Origin of the sequence: Enterococcus moraviensis ATCC BAA-383 (genome assembly GCF_000407445.1) — a bacterium.
In the GTDB taxonomy this organism is placed as follows: domain Bacteria; phylum Bacillota; class Bacilli; order Lactobacillales; family Enterococcaceae; genus Enterococcus_L; species Enterococcus_L moraviensis.
This window is the reverse complement of record NZ_ASWB01000002.1, coordinates 783049-801490: the sequence shown is the minus strand read 5'-3', so window position 1 is coordinate 801490 and position 18442 is coordinate 783049. Positions and strand designations below refer to the sequence as shown.

The window sequence follows — 18442 nt, the reverse complement described above, 5'->3', positions numbered from 1 at the left end:
ACACTGGAGGTTTTTATATGAAGTTAGAATTTGAAGACAAGCAAGAAAAAAGTGCTTTTTATTTTCTACTGATATTTGGTATCATCACATTAATTGTTAACATCATAAAAACATTTTTAGTTCAACCAACGGAACAATATGTCTTACTGACAGCTGAAATGATTGCGGGGATTGCGATTATCTTCTTGCCATTTGTTTTTACCAAGTTTACCGGACTTATTTTTCCAAAGATGGTTCGACTTTATTATTGGTTTTTCATTTGGATTGCTGTTTTTCTTGGAACTGGATTACGTTTGATCATTATCGTTCCATTTTGGGATAAAATTCTTCATGGCGTTAGTCCGATTTTACTCGTTGCTGTTGGTTATGCCATTATCGGCTATTGTTTACGTGATGCAGATTTTTCAAAAATCAGTCCTTGGTTATTTATTATTATGGGCTTTGCCTTTGCTGGATTGACAGGTGTTTTCTGGGAGTTTTGGGAATTTCTCTGCGATTCTCTTGGTAATATGAATTTACAAAGATACATGACCGAGGCGGGACAACCTTATATCGGCCGTGCAGCATTGATGGATACGATGGGTGATTTGTTTACGAATACAATTGGCGCATTGATTTTAACCGTCTATAGTTTTACACAAAGACACAAACCTGAGTATTTTAAAGCGTATGCCTTTAGAAAAGTGAATAAATAAAAAACAGCAACTTTAGAAATTCTAAAGTTGCTGTTTTTTTTTATTCTACTTCTAACTCAACGGAAATATTGCCTCTTGTAGCTTTTGAATAAGGACAAACTTCATGAGCTGCTTTCACTAATTCTTCGGCCGTTGCACGATCAACATCGTCAATTTTTACAGTTAAGACAACCCCAACTTGGAAACCAGATTGTTCATCACTAAATAGTGAAACAGTCGCTTTCACTGTGCTTTTTGATGTGATCTTTTGTTTTGACATCACAAGTTCTAACGCACTATTGAAACAAGAACTGTATGCTGCAGCAAATAATTGTTCTGGGTTTGTTTTATTTTCTTGATGTGGACCTGGAGAGGTTACTTGATAACTAAATGATTTGTCTGGTGAAAAAACTTCTCCTTCTCGTCCACCAGTATTAATGATTGTTGTTGAATAGATTTTTTTCATGATTCGTTCCTCCAATTCATAATATCATTACTCTATCGTACAATTATATTGTACACAACATTTATAGAGATGTACATTAATTTGCTTTATAAAATTGATTCGTCTAAAAAAACTTTAAAAAGATTGGGTCGATTTTCCCTTCTTTTTAAAGTCTGATTTTTTCTATTCTATTGGTCAACTTCTCTTATTTGTTTACTCAAAGAATTGATTTGTTTAATTAATGAAAAATAGTCTTCTTGATTAAAATCCAATTGGTTCAAGCAACCTTCCACTTGATCATAAATCTCATTTTCCAACTGAACGGCCTTTTCTGAGAGTGAAACAATTACAATTCGTTCATCTTCTGGCAAGCGATCTCGATGGATATACCCATTTTTTTCCATTCTTTTTAACATCGGAGTCAAGGTTCCAGTGTCTAATTCAAGTTTATCTCCAATATCTGATATACGTTGATCCGAAAATTCCCATAGAACAAGCAATACTAAATACTGCGGATAGGTCAAATTGAATGGTTTCAATGCTTTTGCATACATTCGATTAAATTGTTTTGAAGCACTTTGTAAAGAAAAACACAATTGCTCTTCTAATCTTCTACTTTTTTTATCCACTAGATCCCTCTTTTAGCTGTTATGATAATAGTTAGATTCTACACAATATCGTTTTTAAAATCAATTTATTTCTACTTGTATAAAAACTGAGGTAGTCTATAAAAAGACTACCTCAGTTTTTTAACTATTCTTCTAACGCTTCATTTTCAAAAACTAATTGTTCGTTTAATAAACTGATCGTCACTTTTGTTTTCGGTAAAATACGTCCTGAAACAATTTCTTTTGCTAATGGTGTTTCTACTTCTTTCGTGATAAAACGTTTCAATGGCCGTGCTCCATAAGCTGGATCATAACCACTTTCAGCGATCCATGTTTTCGCTTCGTCAGAAATCACTAATTCGATTTCTTGATGCTCTAAACGTTTCGCTAATTGAGCAGTCATTTTTCCGATGATGCCTTTGACATTTTCTAAACTTAATGGTGTAAATAAAATCGTATCGTCAATTCTATTTAAGAATTCCGGTTTGAAATTACCACGTAAAATCGTCATCACTTGCTCTTCTACTTCATCTGGAATCGTTCCTTCTGCCGTAACGCCTTCTAACAACAATTGAGAACCAATATTACTTGTCATGATCAAGACTGTATTTTTGAAATCAACAACGCGACCTTTAGAATCTGTTAATCGGCCATCATCTAAGACTTGTAGTAAAATATTGAACACGTCTGGATGAGCTTTTTCAATTTCATCTAATAAAACGATGGTATATGGGTTGCGTCGAACAGCTTCCGTTAATTGACCACCTTCTTCATATCCAATGTAGCCTGGAGGTGCTCCAACTAAACGAGAGACACTGTGTTTTTCCATATACTCACTCATATCGATTCGAACCATATGATCTTCTGAATCGAATAAATCTTCAGCCAAGGCTTTAGCAAGTTCTGTCTTCCCAACCCCTGTTGGTCCTAAGAACAAGAATGAACCTAGCGGACGGTTTGGATCTTGCAATCCAGCACGTGAACGAATCACTGCATCACTAACTGCATCTACTGCTTCATCTTGTCCAATAACACGTTTATGAAGCGTTTCATTCAATTTCATTAATTTTTCCCGTTCGCCTTCTACAAGTTTCGTTACTGGAATTCCAGTTAAACGGCCGACAACTTGGGCAATCTCATTTTCAGTTACGGCTTCTTGCACCATACGAACATGCTCTTTCGCATTTTTAGCTTCAAGTTCTTTTAGTTCTTCTTCTAATTGTGGAATCGTCCCATGGCGAAGTACGGCTGCTCTTTCTAAATCATAATTATTTTCAGCATCTTCTAATTCATGTTTCGCCTTGTCGATTTCTCCACGCTTGTTGCTGACAGCATTAACTTCTTCTTTTTCAGTTTCCCATTGCATCTTCATCGCGTTGGCTTCTTCACGCAGATCTGCTAATTCTTCTTGCAAGGCGCTCAACCGTTTTTTACTAGCATCATCAGATTCTTTTTTCAACGCTGCTTCTTCGATCTCTAATTGCATCAAACGACGCGTTACTTGATCAAGTTCAGTTGGCATTGAATTCATTTCAACCCGAATCGTTGCACTCGCTTCATCGACTAAATCAATGGCTTTATCTGGTAAGAAACGATCTGTAATATAGCGATCAGATAAAGTAGCTGCTGCAACTAATGCATTATCGTGGATATTCACGCTATGATGAATTTCAAAACGTTCTTTTAGTCCACGTAAAATACTAATCGTATCTTCAACCGTTGGTTCTTTTACTAGAACTTTTTGGAATCTTCGTTCCAATGCTTTATCTTTTTCCATATATTGGCGATATTCATCTAATGTTGTGGCACCAATCAAATGTAATTCTCCACGAGCCAACATTGGTTTTAACAAGTTTCCCGCATCCATGCTGCCTTCTGTTTTGCCAGCCCCAACAATGTTATGAATTTCATCGATGAATAAGATGATGCGTCCTTCGCTTTTTTTCACTTCTTTTAAGACTGCTTTTAGACGTTCTTCAAATTCACCTCGGAACTTAGCGCCAGCAATCAATGCTCCCATATCTAAAGAAAAGATTGTTTTGTCTTTTAAATTTTCCGGTACATCTTTACGGACGATTCGTTGTGCCAATCCTTCTACGATTGCTGTTTTACCAACACCTGGTTCACCAATCAAAACAGGGTTATTTTTTGTTTTACGAGAAAGAATCCGAACGACATCACGAATTTCTTCGTCACGTCCTATGATTGGGTCTTGGCTACCGCTTTTCACTTGTTGGACTAAATCTACCCCATATTTTTCTAGTGCTTTGTATTGTTCTTCTTGATTTTGAGAAGTCACACGATCTCCCCCTCTCATGTCTTCTATATTTTTACGTAGTTCTTTTTCCGTGATTCCCTGACTTGTTAGATACTTTGTCAAACGATAATTTTTCAATTTCATCAACGCTAAAATCACGATTTCGGTCGCTAGAAATTCATCTTGAAATGATTCTCTTAGTTTGTCTGCTTCCGCTAATAAGTTAAACAGATTTTGACTCATACTTTGACCGTATTGAATGTTGCTCCCTTGAATACTTGGATATTCATCAATTGCTTTATCGATTTCTCGCTCAAAAGCCTCTACATCTACTCCTGCATCTGTATAAAAATTACGACCAAAATGATTCGGCTGTAAAAAAATCTTCCATAAATGAGCAATATCGATTTCCTGATGATGACGGGTAACTGCTACCTGCTGCGCTTCTGCAATTGCCTCTTGTAAAGTTGTTGTCATTTTTTCGATATTCATAGAATTACCTCCCAAATTTGAAAGCTGTGTTAGCCCTCATAGCTAGATTATGTGACTAGCGGAATGTCCGCTTAGCCTGTACAAATAATAATAAAAATCGACGCATATATGTTTGTCACATTCTATTTTTATCTTTTTTCTAAAAGACTAGCCCACAACTTTCTACTATATAAATAGTATCGTTAATTTATCAAAAAGACATTAGGTCTTTTGTACGATTTTTTTAAGGTCTAAAGTCTGATTAATTTTGACCTTATGAATCAATTATACTCAATTGGTCAATAAAGGTCAAATAAAAAGCGATCTTTTTTTTGACTAAATTTTAAATCTATTTTAATGATAACGCAACTTGTTATTTAAGCAAAAGATATGCGATTATTAAGAAAAAAAGATTGGCATCCATAAGTGTTGGACCCAATCTTTTTATTGTTATTAAAGTAATTCACCAAAACGTTTTACATAGAACGTTTTAACAATCATCACTAACAGTAGATAACTAATGATTGTCAAACCTAACCACACAAAATAGTTTAGCGGTAGTTCTGCTAAGCCTAAGTTTTGACCAAAACCTGTAAACGGCAAAATCGTCCCGACCGCAATCCCTAATGAAGTAATTGTCGTTAGAATAAATGATGCCCGGCTTTGTAAAAATGGAATCTTAGGCGTTCGCAAAGTATGAATCACTAATGTTTGAGACCACAGCGATTCGATAAACCATCCAGCATGGAAAATAGCAATAAATGTTGCTTGTTGGGCTGGGGCTAAGTCATGATAATTTCCGCCAAGCATTTGAGGACAAATAACAAAGTACATCAACAAATAGGTAGTAATATCAAAAACAGAACTAGTTGGACCTAACCATTTCATGAATGAACCGATTTTCGATGCATCCCATTTCTTAGGTTTTTCTAAATAGTCATCATCAACGTGATCCCAAGGGATTGACATACAAGAAATATCATATATCAAATTCAAAAACAGCAATTGTAACGGTAGCATTGGTAAAAATGGTAAAAAGATACTTGCAACCACAACTGAAAACATATTCCCAAAATTAGAGCTCGCTGTCATTTTGACGTATTTCATGATGTTTCCAAATGTTGTTCTCCCTGCTAATAGTCCTCTTTCAAGAACCATCAAATCTTTTTCCAACAGAATAACATCCGCCGATTCTTTTGCAATATCTACAGCTGTATCAACAGAAATTCCCACATCCGCTTCTTTCATGGCAGGAGCATCATTGATGCCATCCCCCATGAATCCGACAGTATGACCTAGCTCTCTTAAAGCTTGAACGATTCTTGTTTTTTGTTGCGGAGTTAATTTCACAAAAATAGCATATTTTTCCGCAATCGTTTTTAGTTCCAAATCGTTCATACGAGCAATTTCATTTCCGCTTATAAGTTCTTCATTTGCTAAACCAACTTGCTTACAAACTGATTTTGTTACGAGTGCATTGTCCCCGGTTAATACTTTCACGCCAACGCCATGGTTTTTTAAGGCTTCTAAAGCCGTTTTTGTCGTTTCTTTGGGTGGATCAAGAAAGGCAAGATAGCCAATCAAAACCATTTCATTTTCATCTGAGACAGAAAATTCATCTACCGTGGCAGGGTTTGTTTTTTGGGAAACAGCGAGTACACGTAAGCCGTCCTCATTTAATTCTTCAACTGTTTTTAATAGCTCTTTTTTCAGCTCTTCCGTTAAAGGTGTTACTACGCCTTGATAGTCAACAAAACTTGAAATCTCCAACATTTCTTCTACAGCGCCTTTAGTGATCATTTGTGTTTTTCCAGAAGGGTCTTCAATTACAACACTCATGCGGCGGCGCTTAAAATCAAAAGGAATTTCATCTACTTTCGTGTACTTAGAAGAATCTATTGATAGCTCTGATTTTGCTGCATCAATAATTGCGACATCCATTAAGTTTTTCAAGCCTGTTTGATAGTAACTATTGAAAAAAGCATGACGTAATACTCGACTATCTTCTTTTCCATCACAATCTAAATGATACTCTAAAATAATTTTATCTTGCGTTAGTGTACCAGTCTTATCTGTGCATAAAATATCAATTGCACCAAAGTTTTGGATCGCGTTCAAATTCTTGATGATCGTTCCTTTTTTTGCCATACTTGAAGCGCCTTTGACTAAGTTTGTCGTAACGATCATCGGCAACATTTCTGGTGTTAAACCAACTGCTACAGATAAGCCAAATAGAAATGCTTCGAACCAATCTCCTTTTGTTAATCCATTTATTAAAAATACTGCTGGAGCCATGACTAACATAAAGCGAATCAGTAGCCAAGAGGTTTTACTGATCCCTACTTCAAAATTTGTTTGAGGATTTTTGTCAGAAACGTCTTGTGCGACTTTTCCAAAAAGTGTATCATCGCCTACTGATACAACAATACCTTCTGCACTTCCACTAATGACATTACTGCCCATGAATACAATATTTTCATATTCAGTTTCTACGCTATTCGCTTTCAGTTTATAATCTGCTCTTTTTTCTACTGGATAACTTTCGCCTGTCATTGCGGATTGTGAAACAAACAAATCCTTTGTTTTTGTCAAGCGAATATCAGCTGGAATCATATCCCCAGCAGATAATTTTATGATATCCCCACAGACGATTTCTTCGATTGGAAGTTCTTTAGTCTTTTTTCTCCGGACAACAGTTGCTGTCACTTTCACCAAATTATTCAATTTTTCAGCGGCCTGATTTGATTTAACTGATTGGATCAATGTCATCGTTCCACTGATCAAAACCATCGCGACAATAATCAAAACACCGACTAGATCACGATCTTCTGGTAGTGCGATCACATAATCTGTCACAAAAGAAATGATTGCTAACGTAATCAATACAATTGTAAACGGGGTAAAATACGCTTTGATTATTTCGACGAACAATGGTGTTTTCTTCCTATGTGAAATACTATTTTCTCCATATGTTTCTCTTGATAAGACTGCTTGCTGATGCGTAAGTCCGCCTTTGGAAGAATTGAAATAAGATAAGATATTGTCTATCGAATTTCTCGCAAAATATTCATATGGTTGGTTTCTTTTTATCGTTGTTTCTGTTCTTTTCTCCATTTGTTTCTCCCACTTTCTAAAACTCTTTTGAATGAAATTTTCTCTTCTTTTAGAAATGGACCAACGGAAAAGGAGCGCTATTTATAGGAGTTCTCTGACTATTCTAGAAACAAATAGACAATAATAAGCTCACTATATTCAATAACGGGATTCTTTTTACATCGGTCCTTGATCATCTGACTACTGTCATCCATTTGTTTCCATCTCCTTTAACTGTATAGGTTTATTGATTCTAAATTTCTCTGTGTTCTTTTGTGTCTGAAGTCTTTTCTCAAATCGTTTTAAACTGACTAATCCTTCTTCATACTCACAACCGCTACTTTGATACCCAAAACGATCATAAAATCCCCAAGCTTGCTTACGTCCTGTTAAAATTATGGTCTGAAATTTCATAAGTTCCGCAACTTTTTCCGCAAATTCAAGCAATTTCTTACCTAGACCAATACCATGATAATTGTCATCTATGGCTACTTGTTTGATTTGCGCCACTGTTTGGCTTTTTTTTGAAAGAAGTAAGGTTCCTACAACTGCCCCATCCATCATTACAGCCATATGAATATCGTGCTTTTCATCCACTGGCAACTCGGTGATCCATTCTTTACCTGAACTAGTTTTAAGTAATTTATTTCTTAAATGAATTCCGATCCAATAGTCTTCACTATTCCAATCAATAATCTTCACCATCACTGTTTTACCATTTTGATTCCTCCGTTCTTTTAGTTGCTCATTTGATTAATTTCGATAACCTCCGATAATTGGGATAACTCCGAAATAATTGTATTGACTGCCAAAGTACCATTTCTCGTGGCTTCAATTTCTAAAAAGAGTCTTACTTTTTTTCCCGCTAAATCTGTGCAAGAAAATTTAGTAAACGTTAAACAATATCGATCTAGTAACTGAATGATCTCCGTTCTCAGCATAACTTCACTGGTATTACTTGTAATTACTGAAAGGTAATGGATTGACTCTGTTTGCTCTTCATTTTGAACCGTGTAATCATCTATTTTAAAGGATAAATTTCTCAATAAAATATTGACTAACATCAAAACAATAGCGCAAGTAACTCCTTCAACTGCAAAACCTGCTCCAATCATACTTCCAACTGCCGCTGAGCACCATAAGGTTGCCGCGGTGTTAATACCTGTTACACTAAATCCTTCTCTTAAAATCACTCCTCCAGCTAAAAAGCCAATACCGCTAACGACTTGAGCCGCTATACGAGTTGGACTGCTGTCATCTTGAATCAAGGTTGATAATGACACAAATTGACAAGCACCAAATGTTACCAAAGTCATCGTTCTCATTCCAGCTAACTTTTTCCGCCATTGTCGCTCTGCACCAATAATCATTCCAGCAAAGATACTAGCAATAACGTTCATTAAAAATGCATAGGCCTGCTCCTTTCTTTGATTTGTTTTTAGATGAAAAAGCAAAAACCTTCCGCCAAAACTCAGCGGAAGGTCATAAATAAGCGCACAAAAAAAAGCCTGTATGATCTAGTCGTTGAGTTTTGGCACTATACAACGTAAAAAGCAGAGCTTTTAGCTACCTTATGAAAAGCCTTGTAATCGACAATCCCTGTTCTACCCATTGGCATCTCTCGATGTTTTTGGGCAGTAGCCTGTGTTTGTATAGGAGCCTCACCTAACAAATCTATTTAGTTATCTTACAGGTGAAACTATACCACCCTTTTTTAATGACTGTCAACATTTTTCTTTAAATTATTTTTTTGAACATCAAAAAAGGAGTAAAAAAAAGGAATTCAATCACTGTGTTATCGTGTTTGAACTCCTTTTTTTATTAAATTTTTTCTACTTTTAAAACTGAGTTTCCAGCAACCTGTGGCGGGATCGACATGGTCATGGCTGGTAAATCAACTAAAGTAAATTGAATTTTATCGCCACTTTTCAGGTCTTCTTCTTTCAGACCATTCGCTAATTGTTCCGCTGAAACATTCAAAATAACACCGTCATTTTTCATCATATTGAGAATGTTTTCTGGATCTTCAATTGCTTCGACCTTCGTTAAAACCAAACGAATCGACTGATCGACAATCTCATTTTTCTTAGCATCTTCAAGTAAAACAGCAGTAAAGAGTGATTTTTTTTGCTCTATATTACCCGATGATTGTTCTGTAGACTGTTCCTTTTTACTCGTCATAGAGGTCGCCCCGCTTTCTTTTGACTCACTTTTGGTGTTCTTTGTACAAGCTCCTATGGCTAATACTGTTGAAATTGCTAGTATAGCTATCAAAGATTTCTTCACTATGCTTCCTCCTTTGATCGTCTTCATACACTCTTATACATCATACTGCAAACTATTAACGCCATCCGAAAGTAGATCAGTTCCAGTTTCCATTTCATTCGGATCGTATTTCGCTTGAGCTACTAATAAATCGATCGTAAGATTATTTAGTTTAGCTGATTTTTCTAATTCTTCTAAAAAACGTTCTTTCAATAATTCGCGAAGCACTCTTAATGCTTCATTATCTGAAAATACCAACGAGCTCCATGTCGGTACATGTTGATCAACAAGATACAACGCATTGCTATTGTTCATACTTTCTTGAAAAACAGATGTAACCAATTTTAATAGCTCTTTTGTTTGTTCATCCGTCATCAATTTCTTCAAGCTATCCCAATAACGAACACGAATAACAACTGTGTATAGGTCTGCTTTGAACCGTTCTGAAAGGTCTGTAAGCATTAAAAAGTCGCCTTCATATAAAGAAAGTGTTCGTAAATGTGTTTCGGCATCAAGCGTATTTAGCTGTGCGCTATCTTGTCTTAGTTGTTGGTTCTCTTTTTCTAATAATCGTACTTGATAAGTTATTAGAAAAATACTTAAACAATACAATGGGGGGACAATAAGCCAAAATAATGAGCCATATGAAAATTTCTCAAAAAAGACATATTGATAACTTACAAAAGCCAATTGGCCGAATACAAAGACTAATGTAAACACCATTCCAGGGACGATTCCTGTAAAGAAAGTGATCACAACTAAAATAAGTGTAATTAATAAATTAACCAAATCACTAAAAAAATCGTTTACTCCTAAACCAATAAAAATCACAGTTACTACGACAAGTGTGATGAAAAATAATAGAGCTAGATCCATAATTATACTAACATATTTTTTATCTCGTACCATCGTTATTCCCTCCTTTTATATTTTTTTTAAGGATAAAGAACGTTGAAAGGCCAATGATAAACAATACTAGTAAAAAGACTGTAATATAGACCGCAAGTTTATGATTATTGATGACTCTCTCTCCAAGGTTTTCTTGGTCTGATCGACTTACATCTTTTTTAAAGCGGTAATCATAGCGTTTATAATTATTATCTATTACTACCGTATCTCCTTTATAAACAGCGTTGTTCTTTTGCGTATCTAGTTGTGTAGAAGCTAAAAATACTGTTTCTGGCGTTGTCCCCGTCAAAACAAGCATTGCTGCACTTTCTTTATAAGGAGAAAATAACAATTGTGCTGTTCCAATTTGTTTTCCGTACTCTTCTTCAATACTTAATTTTTCGTTTGAAAGGAATGTTTTGAACGATTTATCATATTTGAAAAACAACTTACTATTCAGACTTTTGATCAAGGGATTATCTTTTGGAGTTCCTAAAACAATCAAGTTATGTGTAGATAAAATTGCCTCTTTAGGAGGGGTTTTAAAATAAGTTATTTCCCCTACATTACTTTGTGCATAGTTCCCAATCAGATTAAAAAGATTTGTTACTGTTTTAAAATAATGTTCATCCATTTTTTCAGGTAGTATAATGCCTAAATCACCGAAGGAATGACTTTTTATAAACATGTTGGGATAGTTTGAAAACAACATCGTATCTAATTCCTGTGTCTTGATAAATGCAGCCGACGTGTTTTCAATATACGCCCAAGGTGTCTGATTCGTTTTTACATTTTTCGGATTCTTAACAATTAAATCAAACCCAACTTTTAAGACAAAGCTATCGGTCATATCTAAGTCATCAGGAAATTCTAAAAGCAACTCATCCGCACTTGCCTTAGCTGCACTTAATTTTTTACTTCCAATTGGCCGATCATTGATAGATATAGTCACTAAGGATGTGTCAAAATCTAAATTATCGGCATAATTAAATTTTAAATGCATTGTGCTCCCATTTGTGTTATTACGGTCGACTGGTAAATTCACAAAATACACTTGTTCTTGATGATTTGCACCACTTAACTTATCCCCACTTGAAGATAATGGATAGTTTCCGTCAAATTCTAAAGTAGAACTAAAAGTCGCCGTCGTGTTGGTAATTTCTTTGATTGGTTTTTCCGTCTGTGTCATCAACTCTTGATTGCCCAAATACCTTCCAGTTCGAATCAAAAGATCTTCATTTTTTGAAGTAGCGATCAATACGTGCTTTTCACCAGAATCTATCAATTGCAGTATCGCTTTTTCTTCTAAATTTTTATCACTGATTTGTTTTCGATATTCTTCTGGAATACTATCATACAATCCAATTATCATTTGATAGGGTTGATCGCGTTGCCCTTTTAATGAGTCTAGTTGTAATAACTCATTTTTTGTTGTAATGATCCGTGACGCACCAGCCAATGCATATGTTGCGGCTGATAATTCCTTTTCTGACGCATTCTCTGAGACTAAAATAACACTTTGCTTATTGGCAATAGTGTCTGCACCAATAAAGTGATTGTAAAATGAGTGAATCATTTGTTCTGGCAACATCAAATCATATTGAAAGTTAATATTGGACCCCTCATATATTGTTAGCCAATTTGCAGGCGTTTCGATCAAATTATATGAATTTTTCTCGGATCGATTGATGATTTGTCCTTAGATTGTCAATGTATTCGTCTCTTTGATCAATTCTAGAGGAACATTGATTTCTTTTTGCTGGATATCTCCTTTATGTTCTGGTCGCCATGAGTAAAATTTCACTCCATTGATTGCTACAGTTAAGTCAGAGTCTTGTGAATTTTCCAGTTGAGTAATTTGATAACTAAAATTCAATGTTGCTTTTTTTACATCCCAGTAATCAATTTTTGTAAAGTACATCGTCGCTTTGACAGATGCCCCTGTTAAAGAGGTTGTTGTATTTTGAAACGGCTGAGTAAATGTATGATTATCTTGTTCAGCGTTTTCTGCAAAGACTGCCTGACTATCAACTAAAAATAGCAACCCCACTAAACTAATTAATATGATGCCTATCTTTTTCATAATTCGATTCTCCTTACTTAAATCGTTCTGTTTTATACCATTTTGTTTGTGCTTGTTGATGAAAAATTGCTTCCTTGATGTACATAAACATGCCATAAGCTGCTACAACTAACCACATTTGACTATATGTAATATAGATCAATGCGATGATCAATAGATTTTCCACCTTCATTTCGCCTTTTTCCGTTGAAATACTCACTTATGTACTGAAAATAAATAACAGTACTGCTAACGCCCAAAGAGAATTGCTAAACCCTTCTAGTGTCGTATGCAAATAACCTGATACTGATAAAACGAGCATAATATCAGATAAAACTAAGGATGTCATCAAAAGAAAATAAATTGATAAGAAGTAAAGAATATCAAAACGAATTCTTTTCGCCTTAGGATGAAAAATCAATTTAGTATTTTTTACGATCACATAGATATTTCCTTTTACCCAACGAGTTCGTTGGCGAAACCAAATGGACAGTGTTTGAGGTTCTTGTTCCCAAGTAACTGCTTTGGGTTGGAATTTTATTTTATACCCCATCATATAAATCCGAAAACTAATTTCGGTATCTTCCGCTAAAGCTTTTTCATCCCAACCACCAATGGCTTCGATGATTGATCGTCGAACCACAAAATTTGTGCCTGGAATCGTACACAGCTTCATCAGTTCAAATCTACCAGCTTGAGCCATCCATTGAAATGCCAAGGTTTCAATATTGATGAAACGAGTTAATAAATTAGTGTCTTTATTACGAGTACGAAACTTTCCAATCACAGCTCCATATTCATTCCCATTCATCAGTTCAGCAACGAGATACGTTAAGGCATTCGTTTCGGGTGTATTGTCTGCATCGTAAATGGCGATTACTTCACCTTTCGCTTGTTTAAATCCGATATTCAGTGCATTCGATTTCCCTTTACCACCAGTTACAGCATCCGTATTGATGACTTTTAAATTTCGATTTGGAAATTGCTTGCCTAAGTCTGCTAATAATTCAGCGCTGTTATCACTAGAATTATCGTTGATCACGATTACTTCATACTGATCCGCAGGATAACTAAAATTCAACAATGCTTCAACAGTTCGTACGATCACAATGCCTTCATTATGCGCAGGAACCATAATTGAGACAAAAGGTATCTTACCTTCTTCCAATTTTGGTGGGGCAAGTTTGTCTGTTTTTAAATAATAAATGTACCCAAAAATTACCAACACGATATTTACGATCAGCAATGACCAAATTATGATCGTTGCCGCCAACATGATACCATCAGCGACTGTCATTTGTGATCCCCCTTTTTCTGAATATATTTTGAACGATAATTTCTTCTACCAAAGAAAAATAATACAGCTAAAACGGACATCGTTGCGACAACGACAACAATCAACACCACATTTGTAATATTAAATAAACGAGCAAATTGTCCTTTAAATGTCGTTTCAGGAATCACTTTATTCGTCACATTATTAAGTGAATTCACTAATTTCCCATTTAGATACCTGCGACTATTTAGCAGTTCGATATGTTGCGTTTGGGTTTGCAAGTCAAACTCAAAATGAGATTTTCCGATTTGATAAAAAAACAAGGGTGATTGATCTATTTTCTTTAAAACAGTTGCTATTTCCTTATCAGAATCAGGAAAAGAAAAACTCATCGTAACGGGCATTGGAAATTCATAATCCGAAGTATTTCCGTTACGCTGCCATGTGACGCCTTCCAAATAGTCAAAAGGAATGTTAAAAAACGCCGTTTTAAAAATCGTTGATTTTTTTGTTCGGCTACGATAATACTGTTTCTCTATCGCTGGATTTTCTCTCAAAATTACTGTTTTGCTCAATTCTAGACCATCAGCTTGGTATTGTGCATCTTGATTCCAATAGCCATATGCAGAAAGTCCAACTGGGAAAATACTTTCCTCGATAAATAAACTGATTTGTTGTTCTAACATTTGCGAAAGCGCATGATTGTCATTTAAATTAACATTGTTCACTACGGGAACTTCCAAAAAAATAATACCAGTACCCGATTCAAACGATCGCAGTATATCAGTAAAAATATCAAAAGGAGCCGTTGTATTATTCTGATTGGTGCTCGTCGTAGAAATAATATAAGGAATATTCGTCTTGGCTAACAACTGTTGGAATTTTGACGCAATACTCATATCTTTCATAGGATTCAATCCATCAATCGTTAAAATAGGACTAAAAGATTGATGTTCGCCTAACCACTGATTGACCAACTCCGCACTTTTCAAAAATACTGCTCCTTTTTGACTGAAAAAAGGCAAAAAGCCATTGTTCTTTTCCAACACCCCAAAAGGAATTTCTTCATAATCTATTTCCTGCGTTTCCAATAGCCCAATCGATAGACCCGCAGAACCCTCTAGAACTGTTATTTCATCTTGGTAGCCTAATGTTTGAGAATAAAAATGTTGTTCATCTTTCAATGTAAATTGCCTATGACTTAATTCCCGCCATTTTCCAGAAAAAAGACTTTGCTCATCTGCTGTCAATTTAGGACCAATATGCAACTTTTTACCTGAAAAAGCCTGTCGATCTTTCACGAAATGTTCACTAAGCTCTTTTTGTGGCCAATTGATCAGTGTAATGACACCGTCATAATCCGTATTGCTTAACATTCCTCCAATATATTTATCTGTCTCTACTGTTTGTACGATTGCACCAGAACTTGTTAATAATCGTTGAATAGCATCCACATCATTTTCTTTTTTTTCCGCTATATTCAAGCTATCGTAAACGAATAGGATTCTCGGAGGCTCATTTGCAGAGGCAACACTATAGGGATAAACGAAAAAAAACAGCAGTACTGAACACAGTCCAATAAAGCCCCACTTGAACCTATAATTCATCCTCAAATCCCTCCTTAATCACCATACCATCCATCCAAACACGTTTCCCAATAACATCTGACCAAATCAATACCGTAATAAGATCTAAATACAATGAAACTAAGAACAAATGTCGAATTAAATCTGCATCACCATGAAGTATGATTGATGAAATGAATACAACAAACAAATTCAACATAAACCCAAAGACAAGAAAAAAGCGAACAATCACTTCTGATTTTCGTTGTTTGAAGCCATTATAAAATCCCACACCATATATCCCAATCATTGTGACAGCAAACAAGATATAAAAACCAAATGATTTGGGAAAAACAGCCGCTTTTATTCGATTATAAAGGGTAAAAAATCTCGTTTGTTTCGTCTCTTCTAGGTTTGCTTTTTTTCATAATTCCCTAACTCAGAAGGTTTCACTAAATAGACATCTTGAACTGCCAAATCCAATAATTTTTTTAATTCCGTTGGATGGTTTACATAATTTAAAAGAACCCAAACTGGATTTGTCTTTTTGAGTAAGTCTTTTTGAACCTGATCCGAATCAGGAGCGACAGGACTATATTCATCAAAATAAGAGGTTCCTTTTGCTAAACCGTATTGCTGATTTATTCCGCCATCTCGCATCCGCCGGTCTGGGGTATTGGTTTCCAGCATGACGCCTCTAGTTAAACTATGATACAGATCACGATCATAATTAGAGGCAGGAATGAACACTGCTGCTAATAATGTGAACCCCATCATCGCCCCCAACACAGTCCATAGTGCTAAACGACTTCCCTTGCTTTTAGCAAAAGCGAACAAGCCAAGTCCAACGAAAAATAACCCAACGATCAATAGATATTGTTGGCGGGAAGAACCAATCAACACAACTGTACTAATAAATAGTAACGGATATACCCATGCTTTTTGTCTTCCGCGAGCCACTCTATATAAATAAATAATTGCAGCAAAAATATATAAAGAACCTAAAAAACTGACCGCTTCAGCATAAAAAGAATTAAAGTAGATCGTATAAGATGTATCACCTAAGATAAAAATGACAAATAACGCAATCAAATAACTTCTTTTCCTTGAAACACCAACGGTCAATCCAGTCATGAGCAAATAAATACCACCTAGGTAAACAATCAAATATACCCCACCTAAAAAACGAATATCAAATAACTCTGAACTAAAAAAGATCTTATTCAACCAAATGGCCAGACTAATAAAGAGTTGTTGAGTAGAAGCAAACGTTTTAGGATATTGATTGTAATACTGCATAATTGAAAAATTCTTGTTAAAATAAGTAAAAAATTGATAGTCGTTACTCTTTTCAATAAACAATCCACTACTATTTAACACTCTATAATAGCTCCCGTTATCCCCTAATCCATTGATTGGAGGGACAAATAACAAAATACTGGTTATGATCCCAACGACAATGACTGCAAAAAGCGTAGGAGAAATGTATTTCGAAAAATAGCGCAGATACTTTTGTCCGCTTTGTTTAAGTTTCATCACCATTCCTCCTCATTAATAATCATACGCTAAAAGAGCCATTAAATTATTGTATGAAAATACCTCTTTTGTACGAATATCACCAAAGCCACCATAAAGAGGGTTCTTCACTTCATCGATCTGAAAATTATTTAAAATCAAAATAGCCGAATCATATAATTCTTCATCATTGATGGCAACACCAATCAATGCTGCTAGGGCATAACTTGCAGCAGATTGATTTTTATCTACCGGTATCCCATTTAAATCGTAGGAGTTAAATAGCGTACCTTTACGTACTTGAGCCTTAATAAAATCAATACTTTCTTGCTTTTGGAGATCCACTTCCCCTAAATGAAGAATCGTTAGCAAGGATTCGATAATATTGATCGTACCAGTATTTTCATATTTCTCTTCTTTATGATTAAATTTCGTTTGATAAAATGGAAATGAATCTGATAAATAGCCATTGTTAATCAAATCATAATGATATTGAAGGTAATCAGATGACACATCATATTTTTTATAAAGATAGCCTAATACTTTCAGATCAATATAAAATAAAGAAGTATCCATCGATTTTTTCTTGTGATCTATATCATAAAAATCGATCAATACATTCTCATCCATCGAAGTATCCATAAAGTTTTTAGTGACGTCATCAATTTCTTTTTGATAATTCTCAAGACCAAAATGACCGCTTGCACCAATCAATGCACGAATAATACGTAAATCATCGACAGATGCATTTACTGGATATTTTTTCCCATTTTCATCAATACGATAACTGAACTGAACATCTTCATAAAATAAATCTTTCGTTTTTTTATAGAAACTATCAAATCGTTCTTTCGTATCTGTTAACTCAAGATTCCTTAAATAAATGCCTGAAGACTCACTTAATAATTCATGCCCTGTTGCAACTTCGCTTTCTTCTGATTGTGCCAAATAGTTTGTAGCGATACCGCCATCATCCTGCAACATTCGAGCATCAATAAAAAACTTCAATCGGTCTCTACGTTCTTTTGTTTCAGCTGATTGAAATTTCTTTTTCGGAATAAATGCTTGTTCGTTTGTTGTCATTAACTGTTCTATTTCAGGTATCACTTCTTTGACAACAATTTTCTTAGTTTGCTTTCTAAAAAAAATAAAGTAACCTCCTATTAGTACAAGAAAAATGCTTAAAATAAGTACGAATTTCTTTTTCATGCTTCACCTCAACAATTTATCTTTTCTTCTTAAAGTTTACATATTTTTCTCATTTTTTACTAATAATCAGCTATGAAAATACTCGTAATTCTATAAAATAAAAATAGTGTAGAA

Annotated in this window: 13 protein-coding genes, 2 pseudogenes and 1 riboswitch; of the genes and pseudogenes, 1 reads left to right on the top strand and 14 read right to left on the bottom strand. The window is 35.0% G+C overall.

Annotated features, from left to right (window positions below):
• Positions 1-17: 17 nt before the first annotated feature.
• On the top strand, positions 18-695 hold the full coding sequence (locus tag I586_RS09720; protein ID WP_010765305.1) for a DUF2238 domain-containing protein: 678 nt from the start codon (positions 18-20) through the stop codon (positions 693-695).
• A gap of 40 nt (positions 696-735) precedes the next feature.
• Here I586_RS09720 and I586_RS09715 read toward each other — a convergent pair whose 3' ends face one another.
• The 14 genes and pseudogenes from I586_RS09715 to I586_RS09650 form a co-directional block, all read right to left on the bottom strand.
• The gene (locus tag I586_RS09715) at positions 736-1140 is read right to left on the bottom strand and encodes an organic hydroperoxide resistance protein (RefSeq protein WP_010765306.1); all 405 of its coding nucleotides are present in this window, start codon (positions 1138-1140) and stop codon (positions 736-738) included.
• A gap of 167 nt (positions 1141-1307) precedes the next feature.
• Positions 1308-1748 carry a MarR family winged helix-turn-helix transcriptional regulator gene (locus I586_RS09710; RefSeq protein WP_010765307.1) on the bottom strand — a complete coding sequence of 147 codons (441 nt, stop codon included), beginning with the start codon at positions 1746-1748 and terminating at the stop codon, positions 1308-1310.
• 124 nt (positions 1749-1872) lie between these two features.
• Positions 1873-4476: an ATP-dependent chaperone ClpB gene (gene clpB / locus I586_RS09705; protein ID WP_010765308.1), complete on the bottom strand. Its 2604-nt coding sequence runs from the start codon at positions 4474-4476 to the stop codon at positions 1873-1875.
• Positions 4477-4908: 432 nt separating this feature from the next.
• Complete coding sequence (gene mgtA / locus I586_RS09700) at positions 4909-7569, bottom strand: magnesium-translocating P-type ATPase (protein WP_010765309.1); 2661 nt, start codon at positions 7567-7569, stop codon at positions 4909-4911.
• 186 nt (positions 7570-7755) lie between these two features.
• On the bottom strand, positions 7756-8253 hold the full coding sequence (locus I586_RS09695) for a GNAT family N-acetyltransferase (RefSeq protein ID WP_010765311.1): 498 nt from the start codon (positions 8251-8253) through the stop codon (positions 7756-7758).
• Positions 8254-8285: 32 nt separating this feature from the next.
• A complete protein-coding gene (locus I586_RS09690; protein ID WP_244147875.1) occupies positions 8286-9002 on the bottom strand; it encodes an MgtC/SapB family protein in 717 nt (238 codons plus the stop codon).
• A gap of 55 nt (positions 9003-9057) precedes the next feature.
• Positions 9058-9228, bottom strand: a riboswitch (M-box (ykoK) riboswitch).
• 141 nt (positions 9229-9369) lie between these two features.
• Positions 9370-9834 (bottom strand): hypothetical protein, encoded by a 465-nt coding sequence (locus I586_RS09685; protein ID WP_010765313.1) that lies wholly within the window; start codon positions 9832-9834, stop codon positions 9370-9372.
• Positions 9835-9867: 33 nt separating this feature from the next.
• On the bottom strand, positions 9868-10722 hold the full coding sequence (locus I586_RS17395) for a hypothetical protein (protein ID WP_010765314.1): 855 nt from the start codon (positions 10720-10722) through the stop codon (positions 9868-9870).
• Entirely contained in the window at positions 10709-12292 is a 1584-nt protein-coding gene (locus tag I586_RS09675) for a cellulose biosynthesis cyclic di-GMP-binding regulatory protein BcsB (RefSeq protein WP_341830611.1), read from the bottom strand. Before I586_RS09675 ends, I586_RS17395 begins: the two co-directional genes overlap by 14 nt.
• A gap of 108 nt (positions 12293-12400) precedes the next feature.
• Positions 12401-12784: a cellulose biosynthesis cyclic di-GMP-binding regulatory protein BcsB gene (locus I586_RS17555; protein WP_010765316.1), complete on the bottom strand. Its 384-nt coding sequence runs from the start codon at positions 12782-12784 to the stop codon at positions 12401-12403.
• A 13-nt stretch (positions 12785-12797) separates the two neighbouring features.
• A pseudogene (locus tag I586_RS09665) lies at positions 12798-14060 on the bottom strand (glycosyltransferase family 2 protein).
• Positions 14057-15646 (bottom strand): hypothetical protein, encoded by a 1590-nt coding sequence (locus tag I586_RS09660; RefSeq protein ID WP_010765319.1) that lies wholly within the window; start codon positions 15644-15646, stop codon positions 14057-14059. Before I586_RS09660 ends, I586_RS09665 begins: the two are co-directional and overlap by 4 nt.
• Positions 15636-17140, bottom strand: a pseudogene (gene wsfD / locus I586_RS09655) (glycan biosynthesis hexose transferase WsfD). The gene I586_RS09660 and the pseudogene wsfD overlap by 11 nt, the downstream one beginning before the upstream one ends.
• A 15-nt stretch (positions 17141-17155) precedes the next feature.
• Positions 17156-18328, bottom strand: a complete 1173-nt coding sequence (locus I586_RS09650) for a hypothetical protein (protein ID WP_010765322.1) — start codon at positions 18326-18328, stop codon at positions 17156-17158.
• Positions 18329-18442: the final 114 nt, after the last annotated feature.